This is a genomic window from Achromobacter ruhlandii (assembly GCF_002082135.1).
GTDB classification, from domain to species: domain Bacteria; phylum Pseudomonadota; class Gammaproteobacteria; order Burkholderiales; family Burkholderiaceae_B; genus Achromobacter; species Achromobacter ruhlandii.
The window spans coordinates 3,648,028-3,661,073 of the sequence record NZ_CP017433.1 but is presented as its reverse complement, the minus strand read 5'-3'; the positions used below and the strand labels follow the sequence as shown (position 1 = coordinate 3,661,073).

Genomic DNA, 13,046 nt, shown 5'->3' with positions numbered 1-13,046 from the left:
AGCGGCGGCGCCGCGCGCCCGGCCACCAGGCGCCAGAAATCCGGCAGGAAGCATTCCGCCACCAGCAGCGGCTGGCCCTGGCGCCAGAACACCGAGCGTCGCGCCCAGACCCGCTCGGCGTCGCACCGGCGGCCATTGGCGGCCAGCGCGCCAGCGGCGGTGGCGTGAAACGGCACCGGCGAGGCCAGCCGGCGGCAAGCGAACGGCGAGCGGATCACGGTGCTGTCGTGATACAGCATGTCCGCCAACGGCCGCGTCAGCAGCCGCCGCATGCCCTGCCAGGCGCCGTGCGAGGCGCGCAGCGGCGTCAGGCTGCGCGCCGGCACGCTGTCGATGCCGTCCACCGACATCAGCACCTCGCGCACCCAGACGGGCGCGCCGGGCGCGATGCGCATGGCGTGCGCTTCGTCGGCGGGCGCGCCGTCGGCGTACTCGGCCAGCACCCGCAGGCGCACCTGGCCGACCTGGCGCAGGCCGGCGGTCAGGGCGCCGGGGCGGAACAGCCAATGGCGCTGGGCAAGGGTCAGGACAGGCGGGGCGCTGGCCAGCCAGCCGGCGGCCAGGGGAGGGCGATGTGCTGCTGCTGAGGTCATCATGGCTGCGTATTATGCCAAGGCCGGCGCGCGGCCTGGCCCCCGCGCCCTGTGGCCAATTGCCGCAGGGGCGCTGGCGGCCGCTCGGCGGCGGCGCGGGCGGGGCCTGCGCATACAATACCGGCCATGGAAAAAGTACGAATCTCCAAGCTCATGTCCGAGCGTGGACTCTGTTCGCGCCGCGAGGCCGACAGCTATATCGAGCGCGGTTGGGTGCGGGTCGACGGCGAAGTGGTGTCCGAGCTGGGCGCGCGCGCCTTCCCGAACCAGGTCATCACGCTGGAACGCGCCGCGCAGGCGCGCCAGACGTCGCGCGTCACCATCCTCATCAACAAGCCGGTGGGCTACGTCTCGGGCCAGGCCGAAAAGGGCTACACGCCCGCGGTGGCGCTGATCGACGCGCGCTCGCGCTTTGCCGGCGACCGCAGCCCGCAGCGCTTCGAGCGCGGCCACCTGGACGGCCTGGCCGTGGCCGGGCGGCTGGACATCGATTCGCAGGGCCTCCTGGTGCTCACGCAGGACGGGCGCGTGGCCAAGCTGCTGATCGGCGAAGACTCCAGCATCGACAAGGAATACCTGGTGCGGGTGCAGGGCGAACTCTCCGAGAACGGCCTGGCGCTGCTGAACCACGGCCTGTCGCTGGACGGCAAGGCGCTCAAGCCGGCCCAGGTGCGCTGGCAGAACCACGACCAGTTGCGCTTCGTGCTGCGCGAGGGCAAGAAGCGCCAGATTCGCCGCATGTGCGAACTGGTCGGGCTCAAGGTGGTGGGTCTGAAACGCGTGCGCATCGGCCGCGTGGCCCTGGGCGACCTGCCGCTGGGCCAGTGGCGCTACCTGCGCGACGACGAACGCTTCTGAACGCGGCGGGCGCGACATGCCGCCCGCCAAGGGGGCCGGCGCTCGCCGGCCGCGCACAAATTTTTCAGTCTGTTTCCGGCCGCCTTTCATTTCATGAAGGGCGCGGTATCCTTCGCCTGCCCGTCGCCGCCCAGGCGCTCCATCAGGAACTCGATGAAGATCCGGGTCTTGGCGGGCAGCAGCCGGGTTTCCGTGACGGCATACACGGGGAATGGGCCAAGTTGCCAGTCCGGCAGCACGCGCCGCAACTGGCCGGATTTCTGCTCGGCGGTCTGGCCGCCGACCAGCACGGTGATGCCCGCGCCCAGCATCGCCAGGCGCCGCGCCATCGCCACGCCGTTCACGGAAAAGCGGTTGCCGGGGGTGAACTGGATGTGCTGGTCGCCGCTGTTCAGCGGCCAGCGGGTGACGCGGCCGGCGCCTTCGGCGCGGAACTCGATGCACTCGTGGCGGGTCAGGTCACTGGGGTGCTTCGGTTCCCCGTGCTTCTCCAGGTATTCGCGCGAGGCGTACAGATGGGCCGGCAGCATGCCCAGCAGCCTCGCAATCTGCGTCGAATCGGGCAGTTCGCCGATCTCGATGGAAATATCGCAGGTCTGGAACACGCGTTGCGCGTGATCGGGATTGGCAAGGTCCAGGAAAAACGTGACGTCGGGATAACGGCGCGAGAATTCCATGAACGATTCAGCCAGGAAATCGGTGCCGAAATCGGCCGGCATGTTCACCCGCAGGGGGCCGGACGGCGTGTCGACCAGCTTCTGCAGTTCCTCGTGGGCGATCTGGGCCTCGGCGACGATGCGCTGGCAGCGCTCGAAATACAGCCGGCCGGCGTCGGTCAGCTCCACCTTGCGGGTGGTGCGGCTGAGCAGGCGCAGGCCCACCGACCGTTCCAGTTCGGCCACCTGGCGAGACAATGTCGATTTGGGCACCCCCAGAGCGGCCGCCGCACGGCTAAAACTGTGCGTCTTGGCGACTTCCACGAAGAGTTCCATGCCTTGTAGACGTTTCATGGAAGGGATTCTGTCACAGGATGGGGCGGTTTATTGTCCCATATCTGGAATGATGTTTTCTCAATATGCCTCTTTGTTTCTCGGGCGGGATAACGCAAAATGCCGATTCTGCAATGCAGCAAAGCGTCGAAGCCCTGCCTGAATGTCTGAGGCGAAACCACACCCCAGTCAATCCTCACGAGCCGCAACGATGCGCGGTTCGGGTTGCGCCGTTGCTGTCGCCGGTTGCCCGGCGGCCAGCGCGGTCGCCCCGCGGGCGCAGGCCACGGCGGGCGGGTATGACGCTACCTTTTTAGTTGGAAATCGGGAATGCAATCTATGAACAAGAAAAGCGCGATGTGGCGCGGTGCGGCGGTGCTTACGCTGACGGCATCGGCCCTGACGTTGGCCGCTTGCGGCAAGAAACAGGAAGCACCCCAGGCGGGCAAGCCGCAGGTGACGGTCGTCACGCTCACCACCAAGCCGGTTTCCCTGACCACTGAATTGCCCGGCCGCACCTCGCCGTTCCGCGTCGCCGAAGTGCGGCCGCAGGTCAACGGCATCGTGCAGAAGCGCCTGTTCACCGAGGGCGGCGAGGTCAAGGCCGGCGACCAGCTCTACCAGATCGACCCCGCGCTCTACCAGGCCAGCTTCGACAGCCAGAAGGCCGCCCTGGCGCGCGCCCAGGCGCAGCAGAAGACCGCCGCGCTGCTGGCCGAACGCTACAAGCCGCTGGTGGCCACCCGCGCCGTCAGCCAGCAGACCTACGACAACGCCGTGGCGGCGCGCGACCAGGCCGTCGCCGACGTGCTGTCGGCCAAGGCCGCGCTCGACACCGCGCGCATCAACCTGGTCTACACCAAGGTGCTGTCGCCGATCAGCGGCATCATTGGCCGTTCCTCCGTCACCGAGGGCGCGCTGGTCACGGCCAACCAGGCCACGGCCCTGGCCGCCGTGCAGCAGATCGACCCGATCTACGTCGACGTGACCCAGTCCAGCGTGCAATTGCTGCGCCTGCAGAACGCGCTCTCCAGCGGTCAACTGAAGAAGGCCGAGGGCGAGCAGGCCGCGCTGGTCACGCTGACGCTGGAAGACGGCTCGCAATACACCCAGCAGGGCAAGCTGCAGTTCTCCGAAGTCACCGTCGACCCGGGCACCGGCTCGGTCACGCTGCGCGCGGTGTTCCCCAATCCGGACCGCCGCCTGTTGCCGGGCATGTTCGTGCGCGCCCGCCTGGTCGACGGCGTTGCCGCCGACGGTCTGCTGGTGCCGCAACGCGGCGTGACGCGCAACCAGCGCGGCCTGCCGACGGCGCTGGTGGTCAATGCCGAGAACAAAGTGGAACTGCGTGAAATCAAGACCGACCGCGCCATCGGCGACCAGTGGCTGGTCACCGACGGCCTGAAGGCCGGTGACAAGGTCATCGTGGAAGGCGTGCAGATGGTGCGCCCGGGCGTCGAGGTGGTTGCCTCTGAAGCCAGCGCCAAGCCGGCGCAGCAACCGCAGGCGGGCGCCGCGGCGGCCAAGCAGTAGTCAGGGAGCCTTGCATGGCAAAGTTTTTTATCGATAGACCGGTTTTCGCATGGGTGATCGCGATCGTGCTGATGATGGCCGGCGCGTTGTCCATCCTGAAGCTGCCGGTTTCGCAGTATCCGAACATCGCGCCGCCGGCCATCGGCATCGCGGTGACCTACCCGGGCGCCTCGGCGCAGACGGTGCAGGACACCGTGGTGCAGGTGATCGAGCAGCAGATGAACGGCCTTGACGGCCTGGAGTACATCTCCTCGGAAAGCAACGCCGACGGCAGCATGTCCATCACGCTGACGTTCCGTCAGGGCACCAACCCCGACACCGCGCAGGTGCAGGTGCAGAACAAGCTGTCGCTGGCGCAGCCGCTCTTGCCGCAGGAAGTGCAGCAGCAGGGCATCCGCGTCACCAAGGCCACCAAGAACTTCCTGATCGTGGCGGGCTTCGTGTCCACCGACGGCACGATGACCAAGGACGACCTGGCCGACTACGTCGCCTCGTACGTCCAGGATCCCATCAGCCGCACGCAGGGCGTGGGTGACTTCCAGCTGTTCGGCTCGCAGTACGCCATGCGCATCTGGCTGGATCCGGCCAAGCTGGTGAACTACGGCCTGACCACGGTCGACGTGGTCAACGCCATCAAGGAACAGAACGTCCAGGTGTCGTCCGGCCAGTTGGGCGGCCTGCCCGCGGTGCGCGGCCAGCAGCTCAACGCCACCATCATCGGCCCCTCGCGCCTGGAAAAGCCGGAAGACTTCGGCCGCATCCTGCTCAAGGTCAATGCCGACGGTTCCCAGGTGCGCCTGGCCAACGTCGCCCGCATCGAACTGGGCGGCCAGACCTACGCCATCGACAGCTACTACAACGGCAAGCCCGCCTCGGGCCTGGCGATCAAGCTGGCCCCCGGCGCCAACGCGCTGGATACGGCGCAGGCGGTGCGTGACACCATCAACAACCTGAAGCCGTACTTCCCGCCGGGCATGGACGTGGTCTACCCGTACGACACCACCCCGTTCGTCAGCCTGTCGATCGAGGAAGTGTTCAAGACGCTGGTGGAAGCCATCATCCTGGTGTTCCTGGTGATGTACCTGTTCCTGCAGAACTTCCGCGCCACGCTGATCCCGACGCTGGCGGTGCCGGTGGTGCTGCTGGGCACCTTCGGCGTGCTGGCCGCGTTCGGCTATTCCATCAACACCCTGACCATGTTCGGCATGGTGCTGGCCATCGGCCTGCTGGTGGACGACGCCATCGTGGTGGTGGAAAACGTCGAGCGGGTTATGGCCGAGGAGGGCCTCACGCCCAAGCAGGCCACGCGCAAGTCCATGACCCAGATCACCGGCGCGCTGATCGGCATCGCCATGGTGCTGGCCGCGGTGTTCATCCCGATGGCCTTCTTCGGCGGCTCCACCGGCGTGATCTATCGCCAGTTCTCCATCACCATCGTGTCCTCGATGGTGCTGTCGGTGATCGTCGCCATCGTCTTCACGCCGGCGCTGTGCGCCACGCTGCTCAAGCCCATCCCGAAGGGCCACCATGGCACCAAGCGCGGCTTCTTCGGCTGGTTCAACCGCAGTTTCGACCGCAGCAGCCACGCCTACGCCAATACCGTGGCGCGCGGCCTGGGCCGCACCAAGCGCCTGATGGTGGTGTACCTGGCCATCGTCATCGCCATGGGCTGGTTGTTCACCCGCATCCCGACCGCGTTCCTGCCGGCCGAGGACCAGGGCATCCTGTTCGCCCAGATCCAGACGCCCGCCGGCGCCACCGCCGAGCGCACCAAGGCCGTCATCGACGAGGCCACCAACTACCTGCTGACCGAAGAGAAGGATGCCGTCACCTCGGTGTTCGCGGTCAACGGCTTCAACTTCGGCGGCCGTGGCCAGAACGCCTCGATCCTGTTCATCAAGCTGCGCGACTGGGAAGACCGCGGCGCCGCCAATCTCAAGGCGGCCGCCGTGGCGGCGCGCGCCAACGCCCATTTCAGGAAGACCGAGCGCGACGCCCAGCTGTTCGTGGTGCCGCCGCCTTCGGTGATGGAACTGGGCAACGTCGACGGTTTCGACTTCCAGCTGATGGACCGCGCCGGCGTGGGCCATGAAAAACTGCTGGCCGCGCGCAACCAGCTGCTGGGCGAGGCGGCGCAGAGCAAGATCCTGCAGGGCGTGCGCCCCAACGGCATCGAGGACGCGCCGCAGTACCAGCTCGACATCGACCGCGAAAAGGCGCGGGCGCTCGGCGTGGCCGTGTCGGACATCAACAGCACGCTGTCCACCGCCTGGGGTTCGTCGTACGTCAACGACTTCATCGACCGCGGCCGCGTCAAGAAGGTATTCGCGCAGGGCGAGGCCTCGGCCCGCATGCTGCCCGAAGACCTGGACAAATGGTACGTGCGCAACAAGGATGGCGACATGGTGCCGTTCTCGGCGTTCGCCAAGGCCACCTGGAGCTTCGGCCCGCAGAAGCTGAACCGCTACAACGGCGTGCCTTCGTACAACATCCAGGGCGGCGCGGCGCCGGGCTACAGCTCGGGCGCGGCCATGGACGAGATGGAACGCATCGCCAGCAAGCTGCCCACTGGCGTGGGCTTCGAGTGGACCGGCATGTCGTACGAAGAACGCCTGTCGGGCGCCCAGGCGCCGGCGCTGTACGCGATCTCGCTGATCGTGGTGTTCCTGTGCCTGGCGGCGCTGTATGAAAGCTGGACGATTCCGTCCGCGGTCATGCTGGTGGTGCCCCTGGGCATCATCGGGGCGCTGGGCGCGACGCTGCTGCGCGGCCTGTCCAACGACGTGTACTTCCAGGTCGGCCTGCTGACAACGATCGGGCTGGCGGCCAAGAACGCCATCCTGATCGTGGAGTTCGCCAAGGAGCACTACGAGGCCGGGGCGAGCCTGACGGAATCGGCGATCCACGCCGCCCGCCAGCGCCTGCGCCCGATCCTGATGACGTCGCTGGCGTTCATCCTGGGCGTGGTGCCGCTCGCGATCTCCTCGGGCGCCGGTTCGGGCAGCCAGAACGCCATCGGCACGGGCGTGATCGGCGGCATGCTGACCGCGACCTTCCTGGCCATCTTCTTCGTCCCCGCGTTCTTCGTGATCATGCTGCGCCTGTTCAAGGTGCAACGCATGAGCGCGCGACGCGATCCGCACGACCCCAGCGCCAACGACGCGCAGGACGTGTCCGTCGAAGGAAAACCGCAATGAAGCTGCAGATGAGAACCCTGGTTTCCCTTTCCCTGGCGGCGGCCCTGGCGGGCTGCTCGCTGGCCCCGACCTACGAACGGCCCGACGCGCCGGTCTCGGCGGCCTATCCGGCCGGCCCGGCCTACAAGGCCGATGCCGCCGGTCCGGTGGCCACCGCCGACATCGGCTGGCGCGACTTCTTCGCCGATCCCTTGCTCCAGCAACTGATCGAGCAGTCGCTGGCCAACAACCGCGACCTGCGCGTGGCGGCCTTGAATGTCGAGGCCGCGCGGGCCCAGTACCGCATCCAGCGCGCCGACCTGCTGCCCAGCGTCGGCATCGCCGGCAAGGAAACCGCCCAGCGCACGCCGGCCGACCTGTCGCCCAGCGGCCAGGCCACCACCAGCCACAACTACCAGGTCGGCGCCGCGCTGTCCTCGTGGGAGCTGGACCTGTTCGGCCGCATCCGCAGCCTGAGCGACAAGGCGCTGGAATCGTACCTGGCGCTGGACGAAACCCGCACCGCGACCCAGCTGACGCTGATCGCCGAAGTGGCCAACGCCTACCTGACGCTGCGCGCCGACCAGGAGTTGCTGAGCCTGACGCGCGACACGCTCAAGAGCCAGGATGATTCCTACAAGCTCACCAAGCAGAGCTATGACCAGGGCCTGTCCACCGCGCTCGACCTGAGCCAGGCCGAAGTGTCGCTGCGCACCGCCCAGCGCAACCTGTCGCAGTACACGCGCCAGGCCGCGCAGGACCGCAACGCGCTGGTGCTGCTGGTGGGCCAGCCGCTGTCGCCGGAAATCTCGGCGGCGCTGGACAACGCCGTCAAGCTTGACGACGGCATGCTGCCGACCGCGCTGCCGGCCGGCCTGCCATCCGAGCTGCTGGCGCGCCGTCCGGACATCCGCGCCGCCGAGCACCAGCTCAAGGGCGCCAATGCCAACATCGGCGCGGCCCGCGCCGCATTCTTCCCGACCATCAGCCTGACGGGCAACGCCGGCACCGCCAGCGCCAGCCTGGGCGGCTTGTTCAACGCGGGTTCGGGCGCCTGGAGCTTCGTGCCGCAGATCACGGTGCCGATCTTCGCCGGCGGCTCGCTGCTGGCGGGCTTGGACCTGGCCAAGGTGCAGAAGAACATCCAGATCGCGCAGTACGAGAAAACGATCCAGACGGGATTCCGCGAAGTGGCCGACGCGCTCGCCGGCCGCGGCACGCTGGACGAGCAGATCCAGGCGCAGCAACTGCTGGTGGCCGCTAACCAGCGCGCCTATGACCTGTCCGAGCAGCGCTTCCGCCAGGGCATCGACGACTACCTGACGGTGCTCGATTCGCAGCGTTCGCTCTACACCGCGCAGCAGTCGCTGGTCGATACGCGCCTGGCGCGCCTGTCCAACCTGGTCACCTTGTACAAGGTGCTGGGCGGCGGCTGGACCGAGCGCACGGTCACGGCGGCGCAGCCGGCGCCGGACGCCGCGCCCGCTGCCGACGGCCAGCGGGGCTGATCCCCGGGGCAGTCCGACAGCATGAAAAAAGCGGGCCGATCGAAAGATCGGCCCGCTTTGCGTGGTGCGCGCGCGGCGCGTCAGGTGCGTTTCTTGGCGATCAGGCCGACCACGAACAGGACGATGATCGCGCCGACCACCGAGCCGATCCAGCCGGCCGGTTCGCCCGGGGCGTACCAGCCCAGCTTCTGGCCGAGGAAGCCGGCCACGACGGCGCCCACGATGCCCAGTATGGTGGTCATGATGATCCCCATGTTCTGGTCTCCGGGCATGATCGCGCGGGCGAGCAGCCCGACGATGAAGCCGACGATGATCATGATGATGATGCTCATGCGCGTACTCCTTGCGAGGGTGAAGGGCGATGTGCCCTGATATTACTCACGCGCGCGGCTTCCGGGCTGTAACAACTGGTGTTTGGCGCTGGCGCGCAACATGCCGCGGCCTGTCGCCATGCAGCAATGTTGCATGCGGCCTTACGAAGTCAGGTCGATCAACTGGCGCAGGTCCTTGGTCATCGCCTCGATGCTGTCGGTGTCCGAGGCCAGCAGGCGGGCGCGGCCCTGATTGTCGAAAATGTACACGCCACGGCTGTGCGTCACTTCGTACTGGTCGGCGTCGTCGCCGGGGCGGGGCTTTTCGATCTGGTAGGCCACGCGGTAGCGGCGCGCCAGGTCGGCCACCTGCTTTTCGTTGCCGGTGACGCCGATGGCCTGGTTGTTGAACGCATTGACGTAGGCCTGCAGGATATCCGGCGTGTCGCGGTGCGGGTCGACGCTGACGAACACGATGCGCACGTCGCGCGCCTTGTCGCCCAGGTTCTGCAGCACCGCCGTCAACTGGGCCATGGTGGTGGGGCAGATGTCCGGGCAACTGGCGTAGCCGAAGAACAGCAGCACGGTCTTGCCCTTGAGGTCGTCGCTGCTGACGGTCTTGCCGCCGGCGCCCGGCAGCGAGAACTTCAGGTCGGGCAGGTGGCCCTTTACGTTGTAGAGCGTCCAATCGACATTGCGGTCGCCGCAAGCGGCAAGCAGCATGCACAGGGCCAGGAAAAGACCGCGCCAGGCGCGTCCGGTAAGCAGGTGTCGCATGGATTCCATCGCCGGTTGGGGGATAAACCCGTCGATTCTACCCGCAGGCGCGGGCCGGCCCGGCGGCGGTGCGCGGCCGGGTTTGTCCTGGCGCAAGGACGCGCCGGCTCGGCGGGCCGGCCCGCGTCGCGCGGCAATTGTGAAGCTTTGTCGGAATATTGTTGGAGATCTGGCAAAACGGCTCACGTGGTCCATCGCTGCCCGCTACATTCAGGTCCGTGTCAGTAATGGCGAGGTCTCCCTCATGCGCTCCACGGCCAATCATGCGCTGGGCTATCCCTATTTTCCGTACTACCCGGTGGTGCTCGACATCCTGCGCAGCCGCCTGGCGGACCGCGTGCTGGACGCGCCGTGCGCCCGCGGCTGGCTGGGCGACATGGCGCGCCGCGCGACCGGGCGCGAGGTCGAGGTCGATGGCATCGGCCCGGCCACGCCGTCGGCGTCTGCCAGTGGCTACCGTCGCCTGACCGTGCATGACCTGGACACGCCGTTGCCCGCCGCCATGCCGTATGACGCGGTGGTCTGCAGCGAGGCGATCCACGTGGCGGCCAATCCAGACGTGTTGATGCGCGGCTTCCATGACGCGCTGCGCCCGGGCGGCACTCTGGTGCTGACCACGCCCAATGCCGGCCACGTGCGGGCGCGCCTGCAGGCGCTGGTGCGCGGCGTGCCGGCCAATTCCGGGAACGAGACGGAGCGGGGCGACAACGCCGCGTTGTTTCCCTGGGGCTTTGCGCAGTTGCACCGGTTGCTGGCGCATCATGGTTTCCGCGACATCACCTTGCATGCGGTTGCCGAGGGCGGACAGCGGCGCTGGCTCGACCGGCTGCTGGGCTGGCAGGCGCGGCGCTACTGCGAGGCTCGTCGCAAGCGCGCCCAGGACGAGGACAGCCGCCACTTCTGGCGCCAGGCGGGCTCGGACCCGTCGGTCCACGGGCGCTGGCTGGTGGTGTCGGCGCGCCGTGCGGGGGCGGGCTAGCGTGACCGGAGAAAATACCCCCACGCTGCGCCGCCGCGCGGGTCGCTGCCCCCAAGGGGGCATTTTTGCCTTGGGGCGGCCCTGCGACAAAAAAGGCCCGCTGATCAGGCGGGCCGGGGCGGTGCGCGGACGGATCAGGCCGCGCTCATGCCGCTGTGGCGCAGCAGCGCATCGATGCGCGGGGCGCGGCCGCGGAAGGCGGCGAACGACTCGGCCGCGGGACGCGAACCGCCGACGGCCAGCACTTCGCGGCGGAAACGCGCGCCGGTGGCCGGATCGAGCGTGCCCAGGGCGTTGCCGGCCTGCCTGGCCGCGGCTTCCTCGAACGCCTCGTAGGCGTCGGCCGACAGCACCTCGGCCCACTTGTAGCTGTAGTAGCCAGCGCCGTAGCCGCCCGCGAACAGGTGCGAGAAAGCATGCGGCAGGCGATGCCAGGCCGGCGGAAACAGCACCGCGACCTCGGCGCGCACTTCCTGCAGCAGGGCCAGCACTTCGCTGATGCTGGCGCCCTTGGCGCGGTCGTGCATCAGCATGTCGAACAGCGCGAACTCGATCTGGCGCACGGTCTGCATGCCGCTCTGGTAGTTGCGGGCCGCGACCAGGCGGTCGTAGAGCGCGCGCGGCAGCGGCTCGCCGCTGTCGACGTGGGCCGACAGCTTCTGCACCACCGCCCATTCCCAGCAGAAGTTCTCCATGAACTGCGAGGGCAGTTCGATGGCATCCCACTCGACGCTGGCGAAGGCGGCGGCGCCGGGCTCGTCCACTTCCGATAGCAGCGCGTGCAGGGCGTGGCCGGTTTCATGGAACAGGGTGATGACGTCGTCGTGCGTCAGCACGGCGGCGCGGTCGCCGTTGGGGCGCGAGAAATTGCAGGTCAGGTAGGCGATCGGCGTCTGCACGCGGCCGGCGACCACGCGGCGGGTGCGCTCGCTGTCGACCCATGCGCCGCTCTGCTTGCCGGCGCGGGCGTACAGGTCCAGGTAGAGGTAGCCGATCAGGTCGCCCTGGGGGCTTTCGACGCGCACGCCGCGCACATCGGCATGCCACGACGACACCGGCGTTTCGGCCAGGCGCACGTCGAACAGGGTCTCGATGACCTCGAACAGGCCGGCCAGCACGCGCGGCTCGGTGAAGTACTGCTTCACCTCGTCTTCGGAGTAGGCGTAGCGCGACTCGCGCAGGCGCTCGGAGGCATAGGCCACGTCCCACGGCTGCAACTCGGCCAGGCCAAGCTCGGCGGCGGCGTAGGCCTTCAGCTCGGCCAGGTCGCGCTGGGCGTAGGGCTTGGCGCGGGCGGCGAGGTCGCGCAGGAAGGCGGTGACCTCCTTGGCGTCGCGCGCCATGCGCGTCTGCAGGCGCAGCGCGGCGAAGGTGCCCAGGCCCAGCAGGGTGGATTCCTCGGCGCGCAGCGACAACAGTTCCTCGATCAGGGGCGAGTTGTCGAACCGGGCATCGCCCTGTTCGGACGCCACCGTGCCGTAGCCGCGATACAGCGCCTCGCGCAGCGAGCGGTCCTGCGCGTACTGCATGACGGGCAGGTAGCAGGGCATCTTCAGCGTCAGCTTCCAGCCCGGCTTGCCGTCTTCCTCGGCGGCGGCGCGCGCGGCGGCCCGCACGTCGGCGGGAATGCCGGCCAGGCGGGCCTCGTCCTCGATCAGCAGCGACCAGGCGTCGATGGCGTCCAGCACGTTCTCGGAGAATTTCTGCGAGGCCTGCGCTTCGCGGTCGGAAATCGCGGCGTAGCGCTCGCGGTCGGCGCCGCGCAGTTCGACGCCGCTCAGGCGGAAGTCGCGCAGCGCCATCTCGACGATGCGGCGGCGCACCGGCGACCACGAGGCGAAATCGGGCGCGGCGGCCAGGCGCTGGTACTGCTGGTACAGGCCTTCGTGCAGGCCGACCCAGGTCGAGAACTCGGTCACCAGGGGCAGGGCGGCGTTGTAGGCCTCGCGCAGTTCAGGGGTGTTGACCACGGCGTTCAGGTGGCCGGCCACCGACCACGCGCGCCACAGCCGCTCGGACGCGGTGTCCAGCGGCTCGACCACGGCTTCCCAGGTGGGCGCCAGCGCCGGATCGGCGGCGCGGTCCACGGCCTGGCGGGCGATGCCCAGCAGTTCCTCGATGGCGGGCACCACGTGGGCGGGCTTGACCGCCTGGTAGTCGACCAGTTCTGAGACGGGGGCGAGCAAGGGATTCTGGGTCATGGTGTTACCAATAGCGTGAGAGGAGGGCGGGCAGCAAGCGAGCGCGCCGGCAGGCATAAGGATCAGGTTGGGGCGGCAGGCCGAAAAGCAAGGGCCGGCCCTGGGCGCGCCCGGTTCCGCG

General features: G+C 68.4%; 10 protein-coding genes. 5 read left to right on the top strand and 5 right to left on the bottom strand.

Going from position 1 to position 13,046, the window contains the following annotated elements:
* Nucleotides 1–593, bottom strand: a 593-nt coding sequence (locus tag AruCF_RS16475) for a chorismate--pyruvate lyase family protein (RefSeq protein WP_083036810.1), incomplete at its 3' end; no start/stop codon positions are given.
* Between the two features lie 126 nt (nucleotides 594–719).
* Here AruCF_RS16475 and AruCF_RS16470 point away from each other — a divergent pair.
* Nucleotides 720–1,451 (top strand): pseudouridine synthase, encoded by a 732-nt coding sequence (locus AruCF_RS16470; protein ID WP_049074441.1) that lies wholly within the window; start codon nucleotides 720–722, stop codon nucleotides 1,449–1,451.
* An 86-nt stretch (nucleotides 1,452–1,537) separates the two neighbouring features.
* Here the strand turns inward: AruCF_RS16470 and AruCF_RS16465 are convergent, their stop codons facing one another.
* On the bottom strand, nucleotides 1,538–2,443 hold the full coding sequence (locus AruCF_RS16465; protein WP_006394388.1) for a LysR family transcriptional regulator: 906 nt from the start codon (nucleotides 2,441–2,443) through the stop codon (nucleotides 1,538–1,540).
* A 336-nt stretch (nucleotides 2,444–2,779) separates the two neighbouring features.
* Between AruCF_RS16465 and AruCF_RS16460 the strand changes: the two genes are divergently transcribed.
* Genes AruCF_RS16460 through adeC form a run of 3 tightly spaced genes read left to right on the top strand, consistent with a single transcriptional unit; the run spans nucleotide 2,780 to nucleotide 8,657 of the window.
* Nucleotides 2,780–3,973, top strand: coding sequence for an efflux RND transporter periplasmic adaptor subunit (locus tag AruCF_RS16460; RefSeq protein WP_049074437.1), 1,194 nt, complete (start codon nucleotides 2,780–2,782; stop codon nucleotides 3,971–3,973).
* Nucleotides 3,974–3,987: 14 nt separating this feature from the next.
* Nucleotides 3,988–7,170 carry an efflux RND transporter permease subunit gene (locus tag AruCF_RS16455; protein ID WP_049074435.1) on the top strand — a complete coding sequence of 1,061 codons (3,183 nt, stop codon included), beginning with the start codon at nucleotides 3,988–3,990 and terminating at the stop codon, nucleotides 7,168–7,170.
* Nucleotides 7,167–8,657 carry an AdeC/AdeK/OprM family multidrug efflux complex outer membrane factor gene (adeC, locus tag AruCF_RS16450; RefSeq protein ID WP_049074433.1) on the top strand — a complete coding sequence of 497 codons (1,491 nt, stop codon included), beginning with the start codon at nucleotides 7,167–7,169 and terminating at the stop codon, nucleotides 8,655–8,657. Before AruCF_RS16455 ends, adeC begins: the two co-directional genes overlap by 4 nt.
* Nucleotides 8,658–8,737: 80 nt before the next feature.
* On the opposite strand, the gene AruCF_RS16445 is transcribed toward adeC, so the two are convergent.
* Both AruCF_RS16445 and AruCF_RS16440 read right to left on the bottom strand, forming a co-directional pair.
* Nucleotides 8,738–8,989 (bottom strand): GlsB/YeaQ/YmgE family stress response membrane protein, encoded by a 252-nt coding sequence (locus AruCF_RS16445; protein ID WP_049074432.1) that lies wholly within the window; start codon nucleotides 8,987–8,989, stop codon nucleotides 8,738–8,740.
* A gap of 141 nt (nucleotides 8,990–9,130) precedes the next feature.
* Nucleotides 9,131–9,745: an SCO family protein gene (locus tag AruCF_RS16440; protein WP_020927313.1), complete on the bottom strand. Its 615-nt coding sequence runs from the start codon at nucleotides 9,743–9,745 to the stop codon at nucleotides 9,131–9,133.
* 244 nt (nucleotides 9,746–9,989) lie between these two features.
* On the opposite strand from AruCF_RS16440, the gene AruCF_RS16435 reads away from it, so the two are divergent.
* Complete coding sequence (locus tag AruCF_RS16435) at nucleotides 9,990–10,724, top strand: class I SAM-dependent methyltransferase (RefSeq protein ID WP_080977443.1); 735 nt, start codon at nucleotides 9,990–9,992, stop codon at nucleotides 10,722–10,724.
* Nucleotides 10,725–10,858: 134 nt separating this feature from the next.
* Here the strand turns inward: AruCF_RS16435 and AruCF_RS16430 are convergent, their stop codons facing one another.
* Nucleotides 10,859–12,925, bottom strand: a complete 2,067-nt coding sequence (locus AruCF_RS16430) for a M3 family metallopeptidase (RefSeq protein ID WP_049074430.1) — start codon at nucleotides 12,923–12,925, stop codon at nucleotides 10,859–10,861.
* Nucleotides 12,926–13,046 lie beyond the last annotated feature (121 nt).

Bases quoted from the DNA above. Each gene is read 5' to 3' on its own strand.
- AruCF_RS16470 (WP_049074441.1), top strand. From the start codon at position 720: ATGGAAAAAGTACGAATCTCCAAGCTCATGTCCGAGCGTGGACTCTGT.
- AruCF_RS16465 (WP_006394388.1), bottom strand. From the start codon at position 2,443: ATGGAACTCTTCGTGGAAGTCGCCAAGACGCACAGTTTTAGCCGTGCG.
- AruCF_RS16460 (WP_049074437.1), top strand. From the start codon at position 2,780: ATGAACAAGAAAAGCGCGATGTGGCGCGGTGCGGCGGTGCTTACGCTG.
- AruCF_RS16455 (WP_049074435.1), top strand. From the start codon at position 3,988: ATGGCAAAGTTTTTTATCGATAGACCGGTTTTCGCATGGGTGATCGCG.
- adeC (WP_049074433.1), top strand. From the start codon at position 7,167: ATGAAGCTGCAGATGAGAACCCTGGTTTCCCTTTCCCTGGCGGCGGCC.
- AruCF_RS16445 (WP_049074432.1), bottom strand. From the start codon at position 8,989: ATGAGCATCATCATCATGATCATCGTCGGCTTCATCGTCGGGCTGCTC.
- AruCF_RS16440 (WP_020927313.1), bottom strand. From the start codon at position 9,745: ATGCGACACCTGCTTACCGGACGCGCCTGGCGCGGTCTTTTCCTGGCC.
- AruCF_RS16435 (WP_080977443.1), top strand. From the start codon at position 9,990: ATGCGCTCCACGGCCAATCATGCGCTGGGCTATCCCTATTTTCCGTAC.
- AruCF_RS16430 (WP_049074430.1), bottom strand. From the start codon at position 12,925: ATGACCCAGAATCCCTTGCTCGCCCCCGTCTCAGAACTGGTCGACTAC.